The following is a 24,336-nucleotide window of genomic DNA, read 5'->3' on the forward strand; positions in this document are numbered from 1 at the left end:
GTACTTTTAAATATTAGAAACCTTATTCAAGGTTTTGTCGCGCTGGCGACGGCAGCCAAAGAGGGGCTATAGATTTTCAAACTTAACGCTGCTGCAAGTAATTCATCCATGAAGCTGGGTTACTGTCGGCATCCATGCCTTCACTTCCTCATACTGCGAAGCTGCGCTTCGGTTATTCGTCACCTCTCAGCGCACCCGAGCATCACGCTTAATCCTTCAATGCAAAATTGATGTGAACGTAACCGCCATGAAAGCACATCCATGTGCAAGCATGGCTTTCATTTCATCCATGAAATGCATTACTCATCAATTGCTTATTTTCAGGGCGTGATGACGGGGGAGGGTGTTAAACGTGAGATTAGTGTTTGGTCTTAGGGGAAAACAAAGGTTAGTACCTTGGCTTTCAACAAAAGACTGTTTACTTGTTTAATCTGAATGGTTAATTTAGATGTATCTAGAAAATATAATTCATAAAATAATAACTATTTAGTGATTTTCTATAAAAAGGACTTTGTGTGTATATATCAAAAATCAATATTAATAATTTCAGAAACTTTTCGAATTCAACATTTGAATTTACAGAAGGTACGAATGTTATTATTGGGCATAATAATGCAGGGAAAACTAATTTAATTAAGGCTATACAATTAGTCCTTGATTCAAGGAAATCAAAATCTAAATTAACAGTTGATGACTTCTGTAAACAATATTCCGACTTTTCTACTCCACCAGAAATAACTATTTCAATAACGTTAAGCGAACAAACTGATGAGCCGGCCGATGATAAAGTCGTAGTTTACGATTGGATCACCGGTTTCAATCCTAAGTATGAAGCACAATTGACCTTTTCATTTTTTCTTCCGCAGGGAGATGATTACGATGATTATTGTAACCAGATTGAACATTTCAAAATAGGTGGCAATTATGAGTCAGAAAAAGTATGGCGATTTATAAAAAAATATTTCTTTTCCAAATATGTAGCCAGAGTTTATGGGGGCGATATTGATAAAAAAGAGAGTGCTGATTATGAAATGCTTCAAAAGTTCGATTTTCAATTTTTAGACGCTATTAGAGATGCTGAAAAACAAATGTTTTTTGGAAATAATACAATTCTAAAAGAAGTTCTCAATTACTTTCTTGATTTTGATATTACTGACGGGAAAAAGTTAAAAGATTTACCTACGCAAATTAAAGACAAACTTCGAGATAAAGAGAATAATTTTGAAGACGATTCAAATAAGTTATTTAATCAGTTGAAAACTCGAATTTCAAAAAATGAAATATTAAAATATGCAAAAGAAACAGGGGCAAGTAAAGGTGGAATACCTGATCTTGATGCTCATCTAAATGAGGATGATTTATTATTCGCTTTACGGTTAATTATTGAAATTGATGGAATGAAAATTCCCATTAGTAATAATGGTCTTGGTTACAATAACTTACTGTATACAGCTTTAGTTTTAGCGAAAATGCAAATAGAAAGTCAAAGTAGCTATTATGGAGAAAATGCAAAAGTATTTCCTATACTGGCTATTGAAGAACCAGAAGCACATCTCCATCCATCAATGCAATTTAAGTTTCTAAAGTTTTTGAGTCAAAATATTAATTCGAAAGGTAAGGTTAGACAATTATTTGTCACGACACATTCGACACATATTACTTCTGCTGCTGAGTTAGACGATGTGATTTGCTTATATAAAGGTATTAATGGAAATACCAAAGTTGGCTATCCGGGTAAAGCTTTTGGCAAAGATGAAGATTCTAAAAATTATGTAAAAAGGTTTTTAAATGCAACGAAATCTAACATGCTTTTTGCTGATAAGGTTATTCTGGTGGAAGGGTTAGCAGAGCAGTTATTATTGCCATGTTTAGCTGCATATGAATGTTACGACGCTAAAAATAAGATTACCAACGAAGATGAGTTAATTAATCAACATGTTTGTACTGTGTCTGTTGATAGTCGTACTTTTAGCCATTTTTTACGTCTGTTCAGTTATGATGAAACCAATAAAAATGCTATTGAAAAGCTAGTGGTTTGTATTACTGATGCAGATCCTGAGTCGAAAGGAAATGATGGGAAATGGAGAGGGTGTTTTCCATTTGAATTAAAAGATAGTGATAAATTTAATGCATTAGCTAGTCATGTAAAAAGTTTGAAAAATGATTTTGAAAAACCTTATCGGAATATATCAATATTTCATCCAGAAGAAAAAAAAGGTAAGACCTTAGAGCATGAATTTATTCGTTATAACCCTGGAAGCGAATTAGTCATCACTAAATCTTTTCCTTCACAGAACAGCCCACATACAATTGAACATTTTAAAGCTTTGCAAAAAGTATTTAATGATAACAATGAAGATTTTTTAGGAATAATTTCTGCTTATGAAAAGACACTAACAACCGATAAGCAAAAAGAAAAATTTGAAAAGTTGAAAACTAGCATTAATGTATGTACGTTTTCGAATAAAGATAAGTCTATCGCTGTGCTTTCTGCTATTTATTACAACATTGTAAAGTCCCTAAAAGGGGAGCATGCACTTTATTTGGAAGAGTGCCTTCGTAAAGACTTAGATGAAAGCGTGCCCGAATTTATTATTCCCACTTATGTTAAAGATGCACTCAAAAAAATATTAGGTTAAAGGTATGGATACAATTAAAGAACTACCTAAAGTTTTAAGTGATATTAATGTTCCATTTAAAATATCAGCAGGTCCTGGTGCAGGAAAAACGACATGGTTAGTCGAGCATGTTAAAAATGTACTGGAAAATTCAGATAAGCTAAATAAAACACAAAAAGTTGCGTGTATCACTTATACAAGAATAGGGGCTGATACGGTAAATAAAAAAATAAAAAACTTCACCGATACTAATAGGTTAGATATTGGAACAATACATAGCTTTCTTTATCGCAATGTAATTAAACCATTCGTTTATTTAATTGAAGAAGATTCAGACAAAAACAAGTTGTTTAATATACATGAACTGACTGGACATGTTGAACACCGGCCAAGCTATGACAGAATTAGTAGTTGGATTCATAGTATTGGAAGCCGCTATAGTTATCTATATGATCAAAAAAAGTCAGATGAAAATGGTCAAACTAACCTTGATAAAACTCGAACTATTTTAAAAAATTTTGAATGGCAATTTTCTGGAAATAAATTGGAAGGAAAGCTTAGTAAAGTTTATTTTAGCGACTTAAGATTTCCTTCTATGTAGTGGTACAGTGATTTTGGCCACCCATTAAGAAAGAAATGTTATGCTATTTGCATACAAATTTGGGTGAAAAAAATGACAAAATTAAACCGTGCAACGTACTCCGCTGCAATCAAATTAGAAACGGCTCAACTTGTAGTTGACCAAGGTTATACACAAGAAGAAGCAGCCAAAGCGATGGGTGTTGGTAAATCAACCGTAAGTAAATGGGTTGCTCAATTAAAGCAAGAACGTAATGGCCAGTCACCATTGGCTTCACCAATGACACCCGAACAAATTGAAATCCGTGAACTTAAAAAGCAAATCCAACGCATTGAATTAGAAAAGGATATATTAAAAAAGGCTACCGCTCTCTTGATGTCCGACTCCCTGAACAATTCTCGTTAATTGAGAAATTAAATCAACGAGAGCGTTACCCAATTAGTGTGCTATGTAGTGTATTTAATGTGCATCGTAGCAGCTATAAATACTGGGCTATACGGGATACGACACCGACACCAGAGCAAGTAAGGTTAGAGGCTGAAGTTAAAGCCATACATACAATGAGTGGGGGCTCAGCAGGTGCGAGGACAATCGCGGCAATCGCAACGAATAACGATTTTGAATTAAGCCGTTATCGTGCTGCTAAGCTAATGATTAAATTAAAGCTAGAAAGCTGCCAAGTACCTCAACATTCATATAAACGCGGCGGTAATGAACATCTTGAAATCCCAAACCTGCTTGATAGGCAGTTCGATGTTGTTGAACCGAATACCGTGTGGTGCGGTGATGTTACATATATTTGGATAGGCAATCGCTGGGCTTATTTAGCGGTCGTTATTGATTTATTTGCGCGTAAAGTTGTGGGTTGGGCAATGTCATTGTCGCCGGATTCTAACTTAACGCTAAAAGCGCTTGAGTTAGCCTACGAAAGCAGAGGCAGACCAAGTGGGTTGATGTTTCACTCAGACCAAGGAAGCCATTATACGAGCTTGAAGTACCGCCAACGTTTATGGCGCTATAAAATCACACAAAGCATGAGTCGACGCGGAAATTGTTGGGATAATGCGCCAATGGAGCGATTTTTTAGAAGCTTTAAAACAGAATGGATGCCAAAGGTTGGATATGGGAATTTTATAGACGCTAAATATAGTGTGAGTGATTATATCAACGGATATTACAACAACGTTAGACCGCATCATTATAATGCTGGTTTAGCGCCAAATGAATCTGAGATTAGATACAAAGACTCTAAAACTGTGGCCAAATTTTATTGACCACTACACTACAAGGTTATATGAATATAAATTGTCGTGCTGGAGTAAAGGGGTAATGCATCATGAAGATGTTTTATTTTTTACACACTTTATTTTTGAGAAAGAACCGAGAGTTATTGAGTTAATAAGTAACAAATTTCCTTATCTTTTTTTAGATGAGTTTCAAGATACTAATCCATTACAGACATGGATTATAAAGAAAATATCTGATCAAGCTACGGTAATAGGAGTTATTGGTGACCCTGCACAATCAATCTTTAAATTTGCAGGAGCAAACCGTAAAGATTTTATTGATTTTACCTTACCTAAAATTGTTAATTTCAAAAAATCACAAAATTATAGAAGCTCAAAAAAAATTATTGATTTTTTAAAGCAACTAAGAAGTGACATTGAACAAATTCCTGAAAAAGACACTATAGATGGGGAACAAGTTGTAATGTTGGTAGGTAAAGAAAATAATGCGATAAAATATATAAATAACTTAGGAGAAAATGATTTTTCAGTATTATGTCGGTGGAACAAAGATGTGAACGACATAAATAATAAATTTAAAACGACTAAGCGTGAAAATTTAATTGACCTCCTTTATATAGAAGATAGTGATAAAAAAAGACCCCGATTTATACATTCATTAATTAAAGCATATGATTTAAACAAGAGTGGTGAGTATAAAGAGTCAATTCTAGAATTGAAAAAACATTTGATTGGAATAAATTTATACGGTATTGAGAAACGTAAGATACTAATTGAAATGCTAAATTATATAAAAGATAACCATGAATCCCCCATTGTTGATATTTATAATTATTTGCAATGTTTTCTAAAAAAACACTCTGTTTCTTTCACTGGGTTAAGAAAAACAAAAGGGGATTACAAAGAAATTCATAAGACTAAATTTATTGATCTAATTCCTTTTCTTGCTAAGGAATCAAAATTTAAAAATAAAATAAAGACAATTCATCAAGCAAAGGGAGATGAGTATAATTTTGTTTTGTTATGTTTGTTTGATAAAACGGATAAAAATGGAAAAACAACAAAAAAAATAGAAACCATTTTAAAAAATTATATATTTGATTCTAAAAAAAATATTACTCTTGATTCTGAAGTAGGAGAAGAAACTAGGCTTATTTATGTTGCTTGTAGTAGAGCCAAAAAAAAGCTTTTTATTAATGTGCCAACTTTATCAGAAAGTGATCAATTGAAAGTAGAAAATCTAGGTGTATTTGTTGATAGGGAATCAGCGGGGTTATGTACTCTATAATTATAGGATTTAGTATCTCAAATATGAATGCAACTTAAAATTAAGCTGCTAATTAAATTTATATTAATGACTAAAGCCGAGAACGTTTTGAATTATTTAGCAAAATCAGCAGGGGCAGGGCTTTCTTTTTGCCTTTTGTGATTAAAAAATGCAAAACCTGCCCCTAGTAATCCCGTCTAAATAAAGGGCAATATTATTGCCCTTTTTTACGCGCTTAAATTTGTTTTTATAAACTATAGCGCGACTAAGCTTTGCTCTAGCATTGCCTTTATTTGTTTTACTATTTTAGCTTCTGTTTCAGGTTCGAATTGTTGTATACGTGGGGTATGAATATGCCCTGTAGGTATACTTGAATTAAGCGCATCGCGCAGGCGAATACTTCGGTACGATATTTCATTAGATAAGTAACCACCGCCGCCGCCATTTACCGCAATACTATTTTTAAGCTCGCCGTACGAACCCGCTTTATAGGTTTTTTCAAGCGTGGTGACTTCATGATTGTCGATAACTTTATAAGGGCCTTTGGCTTGTTGCATGTAACTTACAGGTAAGCTAAATTTTACAAACTCGTTGCCCGGGAGTGGTCGGCCATTAAGCTTTGGTATTACTGGGCTTGTTTGCGTTCCGCCATACACAATATTGGCATTATCTGGGGCGGTTACACTACGGCGTTTGCCCGGGAAGTGCTCTAAATCAAATTCTGTTCTGCCCATACTTACAGTTACTACCATGTCTACATTATTAAGTGCGTAGTAGGGGGCAAGTAGTGACTCTATTATGCCTTGATCAAAATCTTCGTAGCGTACAGGCACCATAACGGTGTTAATTTCTGCGCTTATGCCGTTGTAATTAATAACTTGGCCGTCGAGTAATAACGCCGCAACACCTGAAGGATTACTTTGGTTTATGTTTTTATCGAGTAAAAATGGGTCAAAGCCAGTTAGTAATATTTTTTTAGTGCTGCCTGATGAAAAAGCAAGGTCGGTACGGCCTCTGCTGCCGTCCTCAAGCATTGTTAGTAAAGTATTTAGTTGAGCCTGCGTAATTGAAAATTTAGGTGACGTTGTGCGTATTACTTTGCTTGAAAGCAGGCGTGCCCAGTAAAGCTCTCGGTCGTCGTAGTTATTGGTTTTTAGTATGCGTTGTTTTGCGTTTTCCCACAGTTCAAAGCTAAAGTTTTGCACTAAAATTTTTGCACTTTTAAAGTCGTTTAATTCTTTAAATTGTTGTTCAAAATTTGATACTTGTGGGGTAAATGCATTTAAAACATTTGGCATTGCTGATTGTGCTTTGCTGATACGCTGTTCTTCAACAGTTAAAGGATTACTTAAAGCAGCGAATGAAGAGGCAATTAAGCTGGTCGCTAATAATACTTTGATCATAATACTCCTAAGATAAAGCTATTGTTTTATGTGTAATTTACTATCCTACTATTGCTAACTTAGGGCAACCAATTAACGTTGAATCGACTGATATTTGCTTTTGCCGTGCATTAGTATTGTTTAACGGCCAATTAGTATCACCGGCTAATAAAAAATCCCTGAGTCAAAAATTGATCTTTATAGGTTCTACTTTAAGCTCTAATAAAAGTAAAAAGCCGTTACAGCAATGCAGCGGCTTTTCATTATAGTTTTATGTGCTTTGGCAATACGAGCATAAGGCTCTATACCCCTTTAAAACCCTCTATTAATCGTCAGGTCCTTTTAAGGTAAACACTAAATGTTTACGCATATCTTTTAAAATAACGCCTTTTTTAAGCATTGCGCCGCTTAGGCGTTTTTGCCATTTTAATAAATCTGGCTCTGCGGCGGCTAAGGCTTGCTCGTTTTCAAACTGAAAGCACAGCAGTAGTGTACTTGGAAATAAGTGGTATTCCACATCAAACCAGCATTGCAGCATGCCTGGGAGCTCAGCGCGGCCTTGTTCTTCTAATTTTTCAGCTGTATTAAGTACAAGTGCTTGCTGTTTTATTTGCACTGCAGAGAGTTTTTTCATTATTAAAATCCAAGTTAGCGGCTAAAAAATGCAGCCGGAATACGGGCATTATACGCAAGCTTGTAGGCAGGCAACAACTTTGAAAGGGAGTTAATGTCCAATAGAGTGTATCTGTTTAAAATCTAGGGGTCTTGTTGGAAGGCGCCTTTGGCTTTTTCAACCTACGTAGGTTGGATAAGCGGCGCAGCCGTGCCATCCGACATTTTAAATTTCATCACAGAACACCAATTTGAATATTAATATTCAAATTAATGTGTTTTTTTAACTCAATAGTTAGATAACCTTAACTAGGCTTTAGCAAAGTTGCTTGCGACAACTGGGGATTGGTTGTCGCAAGCCGCCTTTAGAGCCTCACCGCATTACGATTAATACTTATAAGAGGTATCAATCGGGTCGGTTTATTTGGATCGGCGCTTGTCTAGCACATAACGTACGGCCATTCTTGCAACACCCGCACCAATACCTGAGACCACTGCCCATGTAACGGCCTCTTTAAGATCTGTTTCTTCGCTTGGTCTATCTTTTGGTGCTGGTTCGTTGGTAACCTTTTCCCACGATTTTTGTAAAGTTTTCCTTGTTAACATACCTGCAGATGCAGCGGCCAGACCTATACCTATCGTCGTAATTAGTTGTTTATTACTCATATTACCCTCGATTATTTAGTTGTAGCGTGAGTTATCAATATGTAACTCTTTAAGTAAGAACAGTAGTACCAGCAATTTACATACCGATAGGTTGAGGAGCTTTTAAATTAGGGCGTTTTGTATTTGTGCAAATTAGTCGTTTAAAACCACGCTCACACCACGCTTACACACAAGATAAATAACCAATGTAGAGCGTGCACAACTCTACTTGAAATATTTTTTTAGATATTAATCCTGCAATTTAACTTACCTTCTAGCCGGCTTATCGCACTCATTGTTGTACAGATAGTAAACACTTTTATCCTATGCTTTAATATTAAAAACAAGGGAGGGCGTTATGAGTAAAAATAGATTTTTATTTAATAAATACGTTGCGGTAATGGCTGTGTCGGGCACTTTGGCTGCACCGCTACCAGTGCTGAGCAACGATAGGGGGCCGCTAGTTGAGCAGCTTTGTGCTAGTTGCCATAGTTTAACTAACCTTGAGCGCAGCGCGGGGTATAGTCAGCAGGACTGGCAAACATTAATAAGCTATATGGTTGATACGGGCGAGGGTACTGCGCTTAGTAAAGATATAAGCGCTTATTTAGCTGAGCATTATCCTGTTAATACCAAGCGCGAATCTAAGGTTGTTACGGGCGATTTAAAGCTTAGCTTTAAGTACTGGCAAGTGCCTACGCTTGGGCAGCGCGCTCGCGATCCGGTACAAGGTAAAAACGGACTTATTTGGTGGGTTGGCCAGTGGGGTAATATTTTAGGTAGGTTAGACCCTAAAACCGGCGATATGAAAGAGTACACACTGCCAAGTGGCACCTATGCGCACAGTGTGTCGCTTGATAAAAATCAAACCCCTTGGTTTTTAGGCAATAAAAATGGCACGGTTGGATATTTAGACTTAAAAACCGAAAAATTTAAAGTGTATAAAATGCCCGATAAAAATGCCCGCGACCCGCATACCGGTGTATTTGATGAAGCCGGTATATTTTGGTTTACCCTGCAACACAGTAATATGATTGGCAAGCTAGACCCTACAACTGGCGATATTCAATTAGCTACTTTACCGACTAAAGGCTCACGGCCATATGGTATTAAGCTTGATTCAAACGGGTCACCGTGGGTCTCGTGTAATGGTAGTAACTGTTTGGTTAAAGTTGATAAAAGCTCTATGGAGCTTAGTGAGATTAAACTCCCAGGCGCTAAAACGCATGCAAGGCGACTTGCCATTACGCCTGACGATATGGTTTTTTATGTGAACTCTGGCATGGGTAAACTTGGCCGCTATAACCCAAAAACCAAGAAGATCACCCAGTGGGATAATCCCAGCGGTGAAAACAGCCACCCGTATGCAATTGAATATGCAGATAACGCTATTTGGTTTAACGAGTCAGCTAAACGCCCTGAAACCTTAGTACGGTTCGACCTTAATACCGAAACCATGCAAAGCTGGCAAATTCCGAGCAAAGAGGGTGTTTACTCTGGCTTAATTAGGCATATGCGCATGGGGAATAATGGGCTGATTATTCACCAAACAGCGACTAACCAATTAGCTGAAATTACATGGTCTAAGTAATAATTTTAATTAATATATTTATATTAAAAACGGCATACCGCTTGTTAGTAAGTTTGTTTATGTAGATAGGAGTTTTTTACAAAATTTAGCAATTTTTACTCTAATAATAAGAGTGTTAGTACGGGGTTTTTCTTTATGTTGTTGATTTTAAATTATAATTTAATTGGTTTGAGTTTTGCTTGGTAGTAAGTGTATTTTCTTAAATAAATAAAGGAGTTATTATGAGTACCGTTATTACTGGGTTATTCGAAAGTGCATCACAAGCAACACTCGCAATTTATAGACTAGAAGCTTTAGGTATTAATGAAGCTGATATTAGTATTGTAGCCAACGACTCATACGCAAAGGAAGATTTTGCTGTAGACGAAGGTACTAAAGCTTCTGAAGGTGGCCTTATTGGCGCGGCTTCGGGTGGTATTCTTGCTGCAATTATTGGTGGATTTACTGCTGTAGGGACTGTAGCAACAGGTGGTACAGGCTTATTAGTTGCCGGACCATTAGTCGCTGCATTTGCCGCTGGTGGCGCAGGCGCTGCAGTAGGTGGTACTTTAGGTGCTGCAATTGGTGCGTTTATCCCTGAGCACGAAATTAAGTATTATGAAGATGCCATTGAAAAAGGCTCTATATTAATTGGTATTAAGTACAATAGTGACAACAAAAATGCTATTGAAGAAATACTTAACAATGCAGGCGCAAGTAACGTTTCTACAGCGTAACGCTAGCTAATTAATTAAAAAGGTGAAACTTTGTTTCACCTTTTTTTGTGCTCGCCTTTTAGTGCCAAGCAATAATACTTAATCAATTTGAGGGATTAAATCTTACGCTAACTGCGTTAAAAACTTCTGATATAGAACAACTAAATAACGTAATTTTTGTCATTAAATGGACCCATATATAAGCGGGTTTTTTTAAACATGCTTTGATTATAAAAATAAATACCCTTATAGATATAATGCGTGAAGAGTATCTTAGAAGGCTTATTTAGATTGGCCCTTCTTAAGTTCATAACGTACGGCCATTCAACCAGCACCAACACTCGAGACTACCGCCTAAGTAATAACAGCCTCTTTAATATCGTCTTTTTCACTTGGGTTGTCTTTTTTGGTAGGGACGTTGGTAATCTTTTCTCACGAGCTTTGTAAATATGCCTCGGTTTTTACTTAATCTTTGAGTAAAAGTTAGCTCATTAATTAAATGGCTATTTAGTTAAAGTTATTTTAATCAATAAATTGCGACTAAAAAATACATAAATGTATGTTTGAACATAGGACTGGTATAGACATTGAAACTACTTATTTAATAGTCGCTTAATTTAGCGATATTGTTTTATTAATTTGATACTAAATCAGGAGATGATGATGAATTGTTTACAGTTTGATTCAAAAGCTAAAAGAAGTTTAAACCGCGTTTTAAAACCTGCTTTTGCAATATTATTTGCCAGCGTGTTACTACAAAATAGTGCACTGGCTAATGTAAACGTTGAAATGCACCAAGTTACTAAGTCGGGCCAGGGGCAATTACTAGGCACTATTACACTAACAGAAAATGATCACGGCGTTGTTTTTTCACCAAACTTAAAAGGTTTAACGCCGGGGCAGCACGGCTTTCATGTTCATCAATTTGCTAGTTGTGAACCCAAGAAAAAAGGCGATAAGGTAGTGCCAGGTGGTGCCGCTGGTGGGCATTTCGATCCAAAAGCTAGCGAGCATCATGATTCTCCTTGGGCTAACGGTCATTTAGGCGATTTACCGGCGTTGTATGTAAATGAAAGTGGCCAAGCTAAATCGCCTGTTTTAGCGCCAAGGCTCACGCTTGAACAACTTAAACAACACGCAGTGATGATTCACGAAGGAAGTGATAACTATGCAGATGAACCAAAGCCATTAGGTGGCGGTGGTAGCCGTGTTGCTTGTGGCGTAATTAAGTAAATATAAGGAGAAAGTTATGCCATATAAAAACCGTGACGAACTACCTGAGTCGGTAAAAAGTAACTTACCTAAACATGCTCAAGAGATATATCAAGAGGCGTTTAATAGTGCATGGGATACCTACAAGGACCCAAGTGATAGAAAAAACGACAACGACCGCGAAACCACTGCGCACAAAGTGGCTTGGTCTGCGGTTAAAAACAGTTATAGCAAAAATGACAATGGAAATTGGGTAAAGTCGAGTAATTAGTTTTGATCAAACTAACAACAAGGCTGAAGTATTAAAAAGCCGCTACAGCTTATTGTAGTGGCTTTTTTATAGAGCCCAGTGATTAATCGTTTTTCTATTTACCTGTTTAAACAATACTTTGCGGCGTGTTTGAGTAAAATTGGTAAGCAAAACCATAAGTACTGCTTTAAACACGAATGTGAGTTTAGTTTAAATCTGCGTTATTATTTGTTTGTATTAGCCAATCAGAGAACACTTTGAATTATTTAGCTCATCTTTATTTAGCGCAGCCCACAGCCGATTCTCACTTTGGGAACTTGTTGGGCGACTTTGGTGGAAAAAGGCATATAGAGCACTTACCAAATACGGTTAAAAATGGGCTCGATAACCACTATTTAGTCGATAAATTTACCGACTCCCACCGCGCAGTTAAACACGCCAAGCAGTACTTTTCACCTGAGCGTAAACGTTTTGCTGGTGTGGCTATTGATGTGGTGTTTGATCATTTTTTAATTGTGCATTGGCAGCGATTTAGCAAGCAACCTTTAAGTGATTTTAAGTACACCAGCTATCAGCTTTTAAACAACCGCATACCTGTTATGCCAACGCGTATGCAGCATGTTGTAACAAGTATGACTAAAAACGATTGGTTTAAAGAGTACGAAACCGTTGAGGGAATAGGAGTAGCACTTGATAATATTGCTAACCGCATCCGTTTTACTAATAACTTTGCGGGGGCGGCTGATGATATAACGCGTAACTACGACGAATTAGAAGCCGTGTTTTTAGCGTTCTTCCCGGAGCTAATTAAGCATGTAAGTGAGTTTGACCTTGAGAGCACTCCAAAAAATGACATAAAGCGCATTATTTAAAGTTTTCATCAATTGTTAACCTTTTGTGATAATTTAAGGTGAAAAAAACGCTACTCTAATACAAATTAATTTTTGAGTGTTTTTAATGAATCGCAATTACTTGGTTATTGTGAGCTTTGCCGTTTTAGCGGCATTTCAATCTGGTGCTGTATTGGCTTTCGATTTTGACTTAAAGTCGATACGCACCACTATTTCAAACCCTAACACTAGTCACGCGTTAATATACGATGACTTGGCTGGGAGTAATCAAAAAACACTGTTTTCGTTAGAGCCCATAAACAATCAACGTGTGGGTGTGTTTTTTGATATTAACGACATTGAAATTGGTTATTCAGCCGATATTTTCGAAGATGATGTTGAAACAAAAACACAAGATATACTGCTTTCGTATAGAAAATTTAAAAATTCTAAAATCACATTTAACTATCAAACGCTTGAAGGGCTGCAAAGCACGGCTAGCAATTTAAGCGGCAATCAAACGGATCAAATTTTCTCGCAAAATACACGTTCAACCAAGTTTGAGCTATCTGGCCAACACAACTTTTATACCTTCAATAATAAAGAGTCTTTGTTTGAGCACTTTTTTCTTAATAGGCCAAAGCTAAGCAGCAAATTTGATTTGTCGTTAAGTATTGTTGGCGCGTGGTCTTTTAAGCATGTATCTCTTGAGAATAAAGATAATATTGTGTTTCAAGCTGATTTTTTAAATTCATCTGCACCACCGGTCACTAAGTTAATTTCTAATTCGTACGGGGCGAGTATTGGCTCGCTTTTATCATTTTCGTTACCGCATAATGTTCACGTATTTGCTGAATACAAAGTAGGTAAGGGAAATATTCGAAATACAGACCCTGGGCTGGGGTTAAAAGATTCGGGCGGCGAAAAAGTGGCAGCATACGGCGGTGGAATTTCTTGGACTTCCGACAATAAAAAACTTATGGTTGTACTACGTGCATGGGAGCAAACAGGCCGGCATATAGATACTTCTTTTGGTGATTTGTCAGTAATTAAGTTTTTTTAGTATTGAGCACCGAAATAGTGAATTTACCAGGAATATTATGAGTAAGAATAACGATGTACCTCAGGCTTATGTTAAGCAAGAGGAAGGTTATAGAATAAAGGCCTTAAGATTATATCCTTGGGTATGCGGGCGTTGTGCTCGTGAGTTTGAATACTCAAATTTACGTGAGTTAACGGTGCACCATGTTGATCATAACCACAGTAATAATCCTGAAGACGGAAGTAACTGGGAGTTATTGTGTATTTATTGCCACGACAATGAGCACAATAAATACCACGAGCATATTATGTATGGCGGGTCGACTACAGATCGCAAAGTTGAGGCTGCGACGCATTCTCCATTTGCCGATTTAAAAGCGATGCTTAATAAATCAAAGTAATATTAGTTAAATTAAGAGCTTAAGCCTAAAATTTTATTAATTTAAATGGCATTTTGAGGGTGAACGGTTATAAACCGAAGCAACCTCAAAAATTAACTTTAAATTGGTTTTATTAAAGCTCTTTTGCTGTTTTGTCTTTTATGTCAAACCAGTTTGAATCGGCTGAAGTAATAAAGCCTGGTACGTCTTTTAGCCATTGTTTTTGAACCGATTTATCAAGATTTAAATAAAGTTTGTTTTCAACAATTTTGAAAGCTTCAGGATCTACGTCAAACTTTTTCTCCATTGATACACCAAACGCACAAAAGCCACCAAATTGTGGTGCGTACTTTTCTGGGTTAGCTCTAAATAAGTCGCGGTGCTTAGCTGAGCTGAACTTATAAATGGCATTTTTATGTGTTGCAGTATATTCAGAGCTGCCTGTTACCGCTTTGTTTTGGGTAAAGTAAGCAACGGTATCATAACCACTAATTGCAATGTCGTTAACGTCGGCATTTGCGTCTATGTCTGCTGCAAAGCTTAATGAACTTGCAAGTACCGATGCTGCAAAAAAAGCTGATTTAGTGAGTGTCGAAAATTTCATGTGTATCTCCAAAGAAAAATTAAATAGGTTTGTTTGTTTAAAACTCAACTGTACTTTATCGTTATTATTTGGTTAATATGCGTCTATTAGTCTGTATTTTCATACCAATAATCCAAAGGAGCGTTTATGGACGTACTTTCGAGTGTGTTGAGTCATTTTTCACTTAATGCGAATGTGTTTTTTAGCGGCAATATGTGTGGTACGAGCGATTTTAGTGAGGATCAAGGTGTTGGGCATTTACATTTATTACGTTCTGGTACGTTAAAGGTGCGTAGTAATAGTGGCTTTGAAGTAGCTTTGTCTAAGCCTTCGGTTATCTTTTTTCCTCACTCTACAGGGCACTGTTTGTTTTCGGATAAAAGCGACGGTGCTGATTTAGTGTGCGCACAAATTAGCTATCAAAGCGGTGGGCATAGCCCTTTATTACAGGCTCTCCCTTTTTGTTTAAATTATGAATTAACAGGGGATGGATTGTTAGAGCAAAGCGCTTTTTGGATTTTTGAAGAGGCATTTAAAGACGCCAGCGGTAAGCATTTAATTATAGACCGCTTATGCGATGTGTTTTTAATTAGTGTGCTGCGAAAAGTACTAGAAGAGGGCGCAATTAAAAGTGGGATGATGGCTGGGCTTACTCATCCTCAGTTGGCTAAAGTATTAATAAAAATACACCAAACCCCAGAACAAAATTGGTCGCTCAGCACTATGGCTGAGGAGTGTGGTATGTCGCGTTCTAAATTTGCCGATACGTTTAAGCGAGTAATTGAGCAAACACCGGCTGACTATTTGGCTGATTGGCGTTTATCGGTTGCTAAAAAGCTTATTTTAAAAAATCAAAATATGGATTTAGTGGCTAATCAGGTTGGGTACGAAAATGGCTCTGCACTCGCCCGTGTATTTAGAAAAAAAACAGGGCAAGCGCCAAAAGAGTGGTTATTGAGTCAGCAGTAAGCTTTATTTTTTGTGTGCTAACTACTATTCGTTTTTAATTAAGTAATTTGAATCGAGCGACCAAAAGTTGTTTTCGAGCTTTTGTAGAGGTCGTTTTTTAGAGCCTGGCGATGCTTTATGTAATATCAAATTAATAAGATCAGAACTTACCGCAGGATCACTATGAAAGTAGTCATGGCCGATTAGGCTGCCAGATTTAGGTACTTTAATTAGGCTTACGTTACCTACAGAAGTGAATATGTCTTGCTCGTTTATGTTTACATCTTTGGTGTTTAGCCGACCAAAGCTCAAGCTGTTTGTTAGCCACTGTGAAATACCCAATGCGCTATCTTCTTGAGAGGTGTAAATGGTGATTTGTCCAAATGCAGGTCCAAATTGCTCTGCCATTAGTCTTTGTTTAATAATACCAAAATCGAGATCAGGGGCTGCTAAAATTAAGTTTTCAATACGCAGGTCTTCGCGGGGATTTCCGCCACTGGCTCTGTTCTCAATTATAAGCTCTCTAAGTGTTGTGGTTACTACATCGGTGCCACGGCTATGCGCAATAATATGAATGTTTTCTATTTCAGGATTTTTGAAAAGCAGTCGCAAAGTTTCTTTTAAATGAAAAATAGTAAATTGACCAGACTCTTTATCTTCAAAATAGCCGGTTAATCCTGTGGCGGCGGCAGGCCAAGAGTAAACAATAGGTACGCCTTGTCGGTTCAAAAAATGCCATATACCGGCAAGGGTAAATACCGATTCGTTAAAGGTATTATTAAAGCCATGCACAAACAAAATAACGTCTTTATTATTACTGTTTTTTAAACGCTGATTAATGTTTTTGTTTAACTGGGTTTCGTGAAAAATCTTTCGTTCTAAAATATCTTCGTCAATTTGGAGTTTGTTTTTTACGCGTCTAAATTTATAAGGCGATAAAGGAAAGCGACCTAATTCATCGGCTTTCTCCATTACGTAAGTCAAATTTGCGGAGCGATTTTTAAGACTACTTTGCTTTAATAGCTCACTCCACTGCAACGACCTATCGCCAAAATTTACTTTTGCTACACCGTACGCAATTGATGGCGAGCGACTTGCGTTATACATAACCCCCTCTTTTTCAGAAATTGCTCGGTCTGTAACATAGAGCAATTCCATACTTGTTGTATGTAGGTTTTTAGGTACTTGGGCTTCTGAATAAGGCGTACTTACAAATAAATTGGGTGTAGGCATTAAAGCTGGGTTTGAAGTACAAGCAGATAGCAAAATAATGAGCAAAGGGGCGAAAATATAGGATTTACCGTGAGGGTGAAAAAGCATGCTTATTCCTTATTTTCGGTTTATAAATTATTTTAAAGGGGTTAAGTATAAAATTAGCATATAAAAAGTAACATATTTATTACCTTTCACACATCACATACTAATTTTATAATGTATTGTTGCGTTAACGAGGATTCAAAATAAAAATACCCGAGCTTATAAGTAGCGAAAGCTGCGGGCATTGTTTTTTTGGGAGGGGGTTATAAAGCTAAATCTTAATCGCCTCAGTAGGCGTTGTTGATAATCCACTAAAATACTTCATTACCAATTGGCCTTGGCTGTTTTTTTCTATTACTAAGTAATTGTTTGAATTAGGGTAGTAAAAGCTATTTTTAGACATTGTAATAAGTTTTGTTTTATTGCCACCGGTGCGCTTGGAATACAAAACGTCGTTTTCAAAAATTAGGCTGCGTAAGGTGTTTTCATCAATCCGGTAATCACCCAATACGGGGGCTAATTGCTGCGCTGTTACATCTGCTTTTTTAAACTCGGGGAGTGCAATACCCAGTGCGCTGGCTGTGAGTTTTTCGTTGATAAAAATAGGATTTATGTGGTTTGAATTAGCCAGTACTGCTACATATAGCTTTTGCTCTGGTATGTAACGTGCGTGTGCCAAAAAGCCATTTATTCCGCCAGTGTGTTTAATTACGGTGTATTCATTCAAAGGCTTAATAATTAATCCGTAACCGTAGGATGAAAAGCTGCCGTCATTGAGTTTAAAAGGGCTTACCATCTTCTCATAACCTGCTTTACTAATAAGCTTGCCAGACGATAACGCACTAAACCAAATACTTAGGTCAGTTGGAGTAGATATAAGCGCACCTGCGGCATATGGCCAATCCATATTAATGTAGCTGGTGTTGATAAATCCTTGCTCTGTTTGCTCATAGCCAGATGCGCGATGGGTAACAAGTTCTTGCCCTTCATAACTACTCTGATTCATTTTTAGTTTTTTAAATATGTGTTGTTCAATAAAGTCTTTGTAAGACTGGCCACTTGCTACTTCAATTATTTTCCCAAGCAGTGAATAACCGGTATTTGAATAAGCCATCGCTTCGCCGGGTTTAAACACCATTGGGTGTTTGGCAAATCGCGCTAGTGCATCGTCAACGCTGGTGGGTACTTGTATTTCTTTATCGAATAAGTCGTCGTCATCTGTGTAGTTGGCGATGCCTGAGGTGTGGGTTAATAAGTTTTCGATTGTGACGAGGTTGCCCTCTGTTGGAAAGCTTGCAACATACTTATGAATATCATCGGTAACCGCTAGCTTACCTTGCTCTTGCAGCATCATAATTGCAGCTGCAGTAAATTGTTTTGAAATAGAACCTAAACGCAAAACGCTTTGCTCATTAAGTGCAATGTTATGTTCAAGGTTGGCAAGCCCGCGCGTTCCTTTAAAAAGTACTTTGCCATTTTTACTTATAATTACCGATACCCCAGGCTCGTTTTCAGCAAGGTTATCGTTAAGAATTTCCTGATACTGCGAGGCCGTCGGGTTTGCTTTTACAAGGCTGGGTGTTAATAGCGAGAGGGCTAACAAACAGCTAGCGTAAAATGACTTAATCATATTCATCCTTTTTAGTTTTTATACCAAACCTCTAGATAGGCTTAGCGATCCTTGTGCTTCATTTAAGCGGTTATTTACTTTAATTTATAAGTATTATTTTTAGTTTATAGCCAGTTAATATTGCACAACTAAAAAGTAAACTCAACGCTGCGCTTTAGTTACCCATATACATTCAAATTTTTTGTTAAATCAATAAACGCGCATAACCTTGGTAGCATATGCCGCTTAGTTAAATAGTTTAAGTAATTAGGCACTCCTCACATTTTATATATATTAAGTAGCTACGATGATTTCAGCCGCTTGGATAAAAACAAGGTTGTTACATCAGCTACTTTAATAAGTGACAGTTTATCTGCATGGCTCCATGAAATTTTTGAGCCAACACTTTCACAACAAATAACACCTAGTGGCTTGTTATCAATAAAGTAGATGTAATCAAGCAAGGAGTAAATGTTTGATGGTTCAAAATAAACTTTGGTGAAGTTTTTAGTGATTTCGTGGTTTCTCGCATCTGATGCGTCTAATACTTTATGATCTAAAATATAGTCAAAGTATGCAGGAAAGTCTTCAGCTTTTAAAACTGCATTACTTACTATTTCATTTTTTTCATCAAGGCAAATTAAGCTATTAATGGCAGTATAGTCGTGATTAAACAACCAGAGACTGACTCTGTCGGCATTTGGAATTAACTTTTTTAGCTCATTGCATATCTGTTTTAGCTTACGTTCACTCGTAATGTTTGGGTTACTAACTTTAACTGCTAAATTTTTGAGGTTTGAGTTTTTTGGATTATAGACATTGAGCAAGCTGTTTAAATGCTCTTTATTAAATGGCTTCGTTAAATAGCCATCCATACCAATATCTAAATAGTGTTCAATATCTTGTTTCATGGTGTTGGCTGTCATGGCAATAATTGGCGTTGTTTTACCTGTTTGTTGCGCTCTAATTATTTTAGTGGCTTGCACTCCATCCATCACTGGCATTTGAATGTCCATAAAAATCAAATCAACATGGTTGGCAAAAAAGTAATCAACGCATTCTTTGCCATTTTCGGTAAATATTACTTTCGCATTATGGGCTTGTAGCATTTTACTTACGATAACTTGATTTACTTTATTGTCTTCGGCAACCAAAATAGTACACCCTTGTAAATCGGTTATTTCTTTATTTGGTTTTAATAATTCATCGAGTTCTGATGTTTCAAAGCTTTGTTGGTAAGTAAATACAGAACCTTTATCTTCTTTACTCGTGAAGTTGATTTTGCCATTCATTAAATCACTTAGCTTGGTGCAAATGGAGAGGCCAAGGCCCGTGCCCCCGTACTTTCTAGATGTAGATGAATCAGCCTGATGAAACTCTTTAAATAAATTTTGCTGTGCAGCTTTACTAATACCAATACCTGTATCGATTATTTCAAATACAATATTTTGCGTGTTTAAGGAGTTCTCTTTTACAGTGACTTTAAACTCTACCTGGCCTTGTTGTGTAAATTTAATCGCATTTGAGCATAAGTTATTTAAAATTTGTGAAATTCTGACAGGATCGCCTTTTAAGGTTGTAGCGATATTTTTATCTATAGATGGAATAAATTTTATTCCTTTATCTGTGGCTTGTTTCGTTAGTGGATTAATTACATTGTTAATGACTTCGCTCAGGTTAAAGTTAATATTCTCAATATTTAATTTACCCGCTTCAATTTTTGAAAAGTCTAAAATGTCATTTACAATATTTGAGAGTATATTCGCGGAGCTTAAAATACTTTTTAAGGCGTTATCTTTTTCTATATTTGAAGTCTCTGCCAGTCCAAACTCAGCTAAATTTAAAATGCCGTGCAGCGGAGTTCTTAGCTCGTGCGACATATTTGCTAAAAATCGACCTTTTAGAGTGTTAGCTGTATCAGCTTCTTTTTTTAGTTCTTCAAGATTTTTATTATGTATTTGTTGTTGTTTTAATGCAGTGGCCAGCTTTCTGTTGTTTAACCTGAGCTCAAGTTGTGCGATAACTTCTTTGCCAAGTATTTTCAGTGCGTTAATTTGTGTTTGAGTTAGCTTTTTTGGCTGGTCGCTGATAACACATAATGTACCAATTGTGCTGCCACTAGGTGTAACTAGCGGTGTGCCCGCATAAAACCGAATGTTTGGATCGCTGGTTACTAGAGGGTTATCATAAAAACGTTCATCAAGTAGAGCGTTTTGTATTTCAAATACTTGGTCTTGCAGTATTGTATGAGAGCAAAATGCGATATCTCTTTCGGTGGAGTCTACATCGATACCATACTTTGATTTAAACCACTGCCTTTGTGGATCAACTAAGCTTATAAGTGATATGGGGGCTTCACAAATATCAGAAGCAAGTTGAGTTAAATCATCAAATACTTTTTCGGCTTCAGTATCTAATATTTCATACTCATACAGGGCTTTTAATCTAGATTCTTCGTCTACTGGTATTTGTGCTTTTATCATAGTATTGCTCAATATTTATATAGATTCACTATAAGAGTAATTTAGTGATAATGACAACTTTAACATGTAAATCAGGCTAATAAATAGATTCTGTATTTTGTTACTCTCTTATTATTTTTTTGAAGTGTTTTTTATAAAACCAGCGAAAGTAAAAAGGATCTTTCCATACTGAACACTCTCAGTAATTAACATCGGAATTAATAGGGATTAAACCAGTCTATAGTTTTACATCATCTGTAAATTTTGAAACTCAGCAGCTCTGCTGGTGGGCAAATTCTGCAACCTTGTGAATCATAAATTTCTAAAAGCATGTGATGGCTCGAAAAGGCTGATATTTTCCTTGGCATAAGTGATATTCACTAATGAAGTATCACGAAATACTCACAATTAAATCACGTTTTAACTGTATATTTTACTTGGTTAAAACTTAATTTGAACACCCGCTCAAGTTGTGCTTTAATCGTTGCTCAATTATTGAGGAACTTTACATGATTAAATTTTATTTTCACCATACTCCTAACCCAATGAAGGTTGCACTCTTTTTAGAAGAAACAGGCTTACCGTTTGAACTTGTTCCTCTTGATACTTTAAAAGGTGAGCAACATACACCTGAATTTAAAGCAATTAATCCAAATGCTAAAGCACCTGCAATAGTTGATGGTGAAACTCGTGTATTCGATTCGAACGCTATTTTAATGTACCTTTCTGAAAAATATGGAAAGCTAGAAGGCAAGGGCGATGACCGCGCTGAAATGCTGTCGTGGTTAATGTTTATCGCATCGGGTTTAGGTCCGTATTCAGGGCAAAGTGTACACTTTAGACACATGGCGCCAGAAGGGCTTGATTACGCGGCTAATCGTTATTTACGTGAAGCGCAGCGCCATTACGAAGTACTTGATACGCATCTTGAGGGCCGCGACTTTATTGTGGGTGATACGTATACCATTGCTGATGTATCTGCATGGGGCTGGATTGATAAAGCACCGGTTGTACTAGGTGAAGAGGGCTTAGCGCCGTACCCAAATCTTAAGCGTTGGTTTGAAAGCATTGATAGCCGACCAGCGGTTGCGCGTGCACGCGTAATTGGTACTGATATAGCATTTAAAAAAGAGTTTGATGAAGATGCTAAAAAAGCGTTTTTCCCTTCAAATTACCCTAAAGTATAAAAAGTACTTAATACAATAAGCAGATCAGCTAGCTGATCTGCTGTTTAGTATTTCATGGCTGTGTTAGCACCTCTTTATTTTCATCTGCCACGAATAAATTAACTTCCTCTGTGTGCTGGCTTACGCTATTTCTTTTTAGGGCGATGTATAGGTCTGAGTGAATATATATACCTTCTTTTCCTGACTTCATTCCTGCAATTTCAAACCACGAAAGTAGTTGGCGTTTTCTACCTGCAAGTTCAAGCCTTATATCGCGCTTTTTAAATATAACATCTAGATCGGCAAGCATTGCCATTACGCTTAAATCTAAGTGAGTAAAGCAGGGCACAGCGTCAATTATTACACAGTGGGTGTCGTCTTTTTGCCTTGCGTATTGCTCAAGTAATCTGCGTTTAAAGTAGCTGGCATTAAAGTAAGTTAAAGGTGAATTAAAGCGATAGATAAACACGCCTTGCACTGCTTTTGCTTTATCTGTGGCGTCTAAACTTCTTACTACACCGTTAACATCTACGCCGAGTATATTGTCAGTTGGGCGCATAACAGTGCGAATAAATTGAAATAACCCCAGTAATACAGCAAGTGTGATCCCTGGTATAACGCCAATAAATAACACCGCAAGTAAGGTGGCTGAGGCGAGATAAAATGCCTGTTTATCTTTTCGTTTTAATTGCCAAACCGCTTTTAAATCGAGTAAATGAACAGAGGCAATAATGAGTACAACACCTAGCGCTGCGCTTGGAATAAATTCAAGTGGCGCAGTTAAAAATACGGCTATGACCGCAATAATGGCCGCTGCTATTATTGATACTAACTGCGTTTTACCACCCGTTGCATCGTTAACAGCGGTGCGTGAGTCGGCGCCACTGACTGCAAAACCTTGCGAAAGAGCCGACGCAATATTGGCAATACCTAACGCTCTAAATTCTTTATCGGCGTCTATGTCGTAGCCATTTTTAGCAGCAAAGCTACGCGCAGTTAGCATCATACTAACAAAGCTCACGATGGCTAAGTTAAGTGCGGGTACCACTAGCTCACGAATAATCCCTAAATCAAAAACAGGGGTATTAAAAACGGGAAGCCCGCCAGTTACGGTGCCAATAGTTTTTATATCAAGTTGTTTTAAATCAAAAATCCATACCAAAAGCGCACCAAAAGCTATGGCAAACATAGATGCAGGCCACGTGGGTCTTATGCGCTTCATGGCAAAGTAAACCGCCAGTGTAAACAAAGCCATTAGTAAGGTTGGAACATGTGTTTGCGCTAGGTATGTGGGTACACCGCCTAGGCGTTCAAGTAAGTAGCGCTCATCAAAGGTAAAACCGAATACTTTAGAAAATTGACCCACAATAATAGTGATAGCTACGCCGTTTAGTAATCCCATTAAAATAGGTTTAGATAAAAAGTCGGCTAATACACCTAACTTAAATTTACTGGCTATAAAGCACCAAAAGCCGGTCATGGCGGTCATGGTGACAACAAGTTGCCAATGCTTAAAGCTGTCACCTGCAGCAAGAGGTGTTACTACTGCTGCAATAACGGCGCAGGTGGCGGCATCAGGGCCGACTATTAATTGTTTAGAAGTGCCAAAAAGAGCATATAGCATCATTGGCAGTATGCAAGAATATAACCCTACGGCGGCGTTAACACCGGTTAGTTGTGCATAGGCTATGGCAACAGGTAAAGCTACCGCAGCTACCGATAGCGCCGCTCTTACATCATCAGCAAACCATTGTCGCTCGTAGTGCAGCAATGTATCTAAACCCGGCATAAAATTATATAAACGCGACAGCACTTCAGTATCCTTGCTAATAGTTACAACGTTTTGATAGTAAATTTAATATTCAAATAAGTATAGCTAGGAGGGAGTGTTTTTTACGTAATATAAAGCCACTTTTTTATAGACGTAAAAAAGCCTGCATAAAAGCAGGCTTTAGTTTCCA

The 24,336-nt window shown here is 37.1% G+C and carries 21 protein-coding genes; 13 read left to right on the forward strand and 8 right to left on the reverse strand.

Features of this window, described 5'->3' with window-relative positions; all coding sequences use genetic code 11:
- Positions 1 to 515: 515 nt before the first annotated feature.
- The 4 genes from PARC_RS03470 (at position 516) to PARC_RS03485 (ending at position 5,733) form a co-directional block, all read left to right on the forward strand.
- Complete coding sequence (locus tag PARC_RS03470; protein WP_010554325.1) at positions 516 to 2,639, forward strand: ATP-dependent nuclease; 2,124 nt, start codon at positions 516 to 518, stop codon at positions 2,637 to 2,639.
- Between the two features lie 4 nt (positions 2,640 to 2,643).
- The gene (locus tag PARC_RS03475; protein ID WP_010554326.1) at positions 2,644 to 3,219 is read left to right on the forward strand and encodes a UvrD-helicase domain-containing protein; all 576 of its coding nucleotides are present in this window, start codon (positions 2,644 to 2,646) and stop codon (positions 3,217 to 3,219) included.
- 72 nt (positions 3,220 to 3,291) lie between these two features.
- Positions 3,292 to 4,472 (forward strand): IS3 family transposase gene (locus tag PARC_RS03480; protein ID WP_096058046.1). Its coding sequence is split into 2 segments (ribosomal slippage): positions 3,292 to 3,550 and positions 3,550 to 4,472, totalling 1,182 coding nucleotides; the frame shifts between segments, so codons are not numbered across the junction.
- Positions 4,420 to 5,733 carry a UvrD-helicase domain-containing protein gene (locus PARC_RS03485; protein WP_010553081.1) on the forward strand — a complete coding sequence of 438 codons (1,314 nt, stop codon included), beginning with the start codon at positions 4,420 to 4,422 and terminating at the stop codon, positions 5,731 to 5,733. Before PARC_RS03480 ends, PARC_RS03485 begins: the two co-directional genes overlap by 53 nt.
- Positions 5,734 to 5,966: 233 nt before the next feature.
- Here PARC_RS03485 and PARC_RS03490 read toward each other — a convergent pair whose 3' ends face one another.
- The 3 genes from PARC_RS03490 to PARC_RS03500 form a co-directional block, all read right to left on the reverse strand.
- Positions 5,967 to 7,115 carry a PA0049 C-terminal domain-containing protein gene (locus PARC_RS03490; RefSeq protein WP_010553082.1) on the reverse strand — a complete coding sequence of 383 codons (1,149 nt, stop codon included), beginning with the start codon at positions 7,113 to 7,115 and terminating at the stop codon, positions 5,967 to 5,969.
- 304 nt (positions 7,116 to 7,419) lie between these two features.
- A complete protein-coding gene (locus tag PARC_RS03495) occupies positions 7,420 to 7,728 on the reverse strand; it encodes a hypothetical protein (RefSeq protein ID WP_007579961.1) in 309 nt (102 codons plus the stop codon).
- A 398-nt stretch (positions 7,729 to 8,126) separates the two neighbouring features.
- Complete coding sequence (locus PARC_RS03500) at positions 8,127 to 8,372, reverse strand: DUF4235 domain-containing protein (RefSeq protein WP_002958040.1); 246 nt, start codon at positions 8,370 to 8,372, stop codon at positions 8,127 to 8,129.
- Positions 8,373 to 8,709: 337 nt separating this feature from the next.
- On the opposite strand from PARC_RS03500, the gene PARC_RS03505 reads away from it, so the two are divergent.
- From PARC_RS03505 to PARC_RS03535, 7 genes are all read left to right on the forward strand, one after another.
- On the forward strand, positions 8,710 to 9,942 hold the full coding sequence (locus tag PARC_RS03505) for a Vgb family protein (protein WP_010553083.1): 1,233 nt from the start codon (positions 8,710 to 8,712) through the stop codon (positions 9,940 to 9,942).
- 221 nt (positions 9,943 to 10,163) lie between these two features.
- The gene (locus tag PARC_RS03510) at positions 10,164 to 10,658 is read left to right on the forward strand and encodes a hypothetical protein (RefSeq protein WP_010553084.1); all 495 of its coding nucleotides are present in this window, start codon (positions 10,164 to 10,166) and stop codon (positions 10,656 to 10,658) included.
- A gap of 642 nt (positions 10,659 to 11,300) precedes the next feature.
- Complete coding sequence (gene sodC, locus PARC_RS03515; protein ID WP_010553085.1) at positions 11,301 to 11,870, forward strand: superoxide dismutase family protein; 570 nt, start codon at positions 11,301 to 11,303, stop codon at positions 11,868 to 11,870.
- Positions 11,871 to 11,886: 16 nt separating this feature from the next.
- Positions 11,887 to 12,120 (forward strand): ChaB family protein, encoded by a 234-nt coding sequence (locus tag PARC_RS03520; RefSeq protein ID WP_010553086.1) that lies wholly within the window; start codon positions 11,887 to 11,889, stop codon positions 12,118 to 12,120.
- 236 nt (positions 12,121 to 12,356) lie between these two features.
- The gene (locus PARC_RS03525) at positions 12,357 to 12,971 is read left to right on the forward strand and encodes an acyl carrier protein phosphodiesterase (protein ID WP_010553087.1); all 615 of its coding nucleotides are present in this window, start codon (positions 12,357 to 12,359) and stop codon (positions 12,969 to 12,971) included.
- Between the two features lie 85 nt (positions 12,972 to 13,056).
- Complete coding sequence (locus tag PARC_RS03530) at positions 13,057 to 13,992, forward strand: hypothetical protein (protein ID WP_010553088.1); 936 nt, start codon at positions 13,057 to 13,059, stop codon at positions 13,990 to 13,992.
- Positions 13,993 to 14,029: 37 nt separating this feature from the next.
- Entirely contained in the window at positions 14,030 to 14,371 is a 342-nt protein-coding gene (locus PARC_RS03535) for a YajD family HNH nuclease (RefSeq protein WP_007581433.1), read from the forward strand.
- Between the two features lie 112 nt (positions 14,372 to 14,483).
- Here PARC_RS03535 and PARC_RS03540 read toward each other — a convergent pair whose 3' ends face one another.
- Positions 14,484 to 14,954, reverse strand: coding sequence for a YHS domain-containing (seleno)protein (locus tag PARC_RS03540; RefSeq protein WP_008165251.1), 471 nt, complete (start codon positions 14,952 to 14,954; stop codon positions 14,484 to 14,486).
- A 126-nt stretch (positions 14,955 to 15,080) separates the two neighbouring features.
- Here PARC_RS03540 and PARC_RS03545 point away from each other — a divergent pair, with 126 nt between their 5' ends.
- Positions 15,081 to 15,902: an AraC family transcriptional regulator gene (locus PARC_RS03545; RefSeq protein WP_010553089.1), complete on the forward strand. Its 822-nt coding sequence runs from the start codon at positions 15,081 to 15,083 to the stop codon at positions 15,900 to 15,902.
- A 24-nt stretch (positions 15,903 to 15,926) separates the two neighbouring features.
- Here the strand turns inward: PARC_RS03545 and PARC_RS03550 are convergent, their stop codons facing one another.
- From PARC_RS03550 to PARC_RS03560, 3 genes are all read right to left on the reverse strand, one after another.
- Positions 15,927 to 17,201, reverse strand: coding sequence for an alpha/beta hydrolase (locus PARC_RS03550; protein WP_010553090.1), 1,275 nt, complete (start codon positions 17,199 to 17,201; stop codon positions 15,927 to 15,929).
- 208 nt (positions 17,202 to 17,409) lie between these two features.
- Complete coding sequence (locus tag PARC_RS03555) at positions 17,410 to 18,768, reverse strand: serine hydrolase domain-containing protein (RefSeq protein WP_010553091.1); 1,359 nt, start codon at positions 18,766 to 18,768, stop codon at positions 17,410 to 17,412.
- A 281-nt stretch (positions 18,769 to 19,049) separates the two neighbouring features.
- Positions 19,050 to 21,230, reverse strand: a complete 2,181-nt coding sequence (locus tag PARC_RS03560) for a GAF domain-containing hybrid sensor histidine kinase/response regulator (protein WP_010553092.1) — start codon at positions 21,228 to 21,230, stop codon at positions 19,050 to 19,052.
- Between the two features lie 488 nt (positions 21,231 to 21,718).
- Here PARC_RS03560 and PARC_RS03565 point away from each other — a divergent pair, with 488 nt between their 5' ends.
- Positions 21,719 to 22,396 (forward strand): glutathione S-transferase family protein, encoded by a 678-nt coding sequence (locus tag PARC_RS03565; protein ID WP_010553093.1) that lies wholly within the window; start codon positions 21,719 to 21,721, stop codon positions 22,394 to 22,396.
- 52 nt (positions 22,397 to 22,448) lie between these two features.
- On the opposite strand, the gene PARC_RS03570 is transcribed toward PARC_RS03565, so the two are convergent.
- The gene (locus PARC_RS03570; RefSeq protein WP_010553094.1) at positions 22,449 to 24,188 is read right to left on the reverse strand and encodes a SulP family inorganic anion transporter; all 1,740 of its coding nucleotides are present in this window, start codon (positions 24,186 to 24,188) and stop codon (positions 22,449 to 22,451) included.
- Positions 24,189 to 24,336: the final 148 nt, after the last annotated feature.

Source organism: Pseudoalteromonas arctica A 37-1-2 (assembly GCF_000238395.3).
Taxonomy (GTDB): domain Bacteria; phylum Pseudomonadota; class Gammaproteobacteria; order Enterobacterales; family Alteromonadaceae; genus Pseudoalteromonas; species Pseudoalteromonas arctica.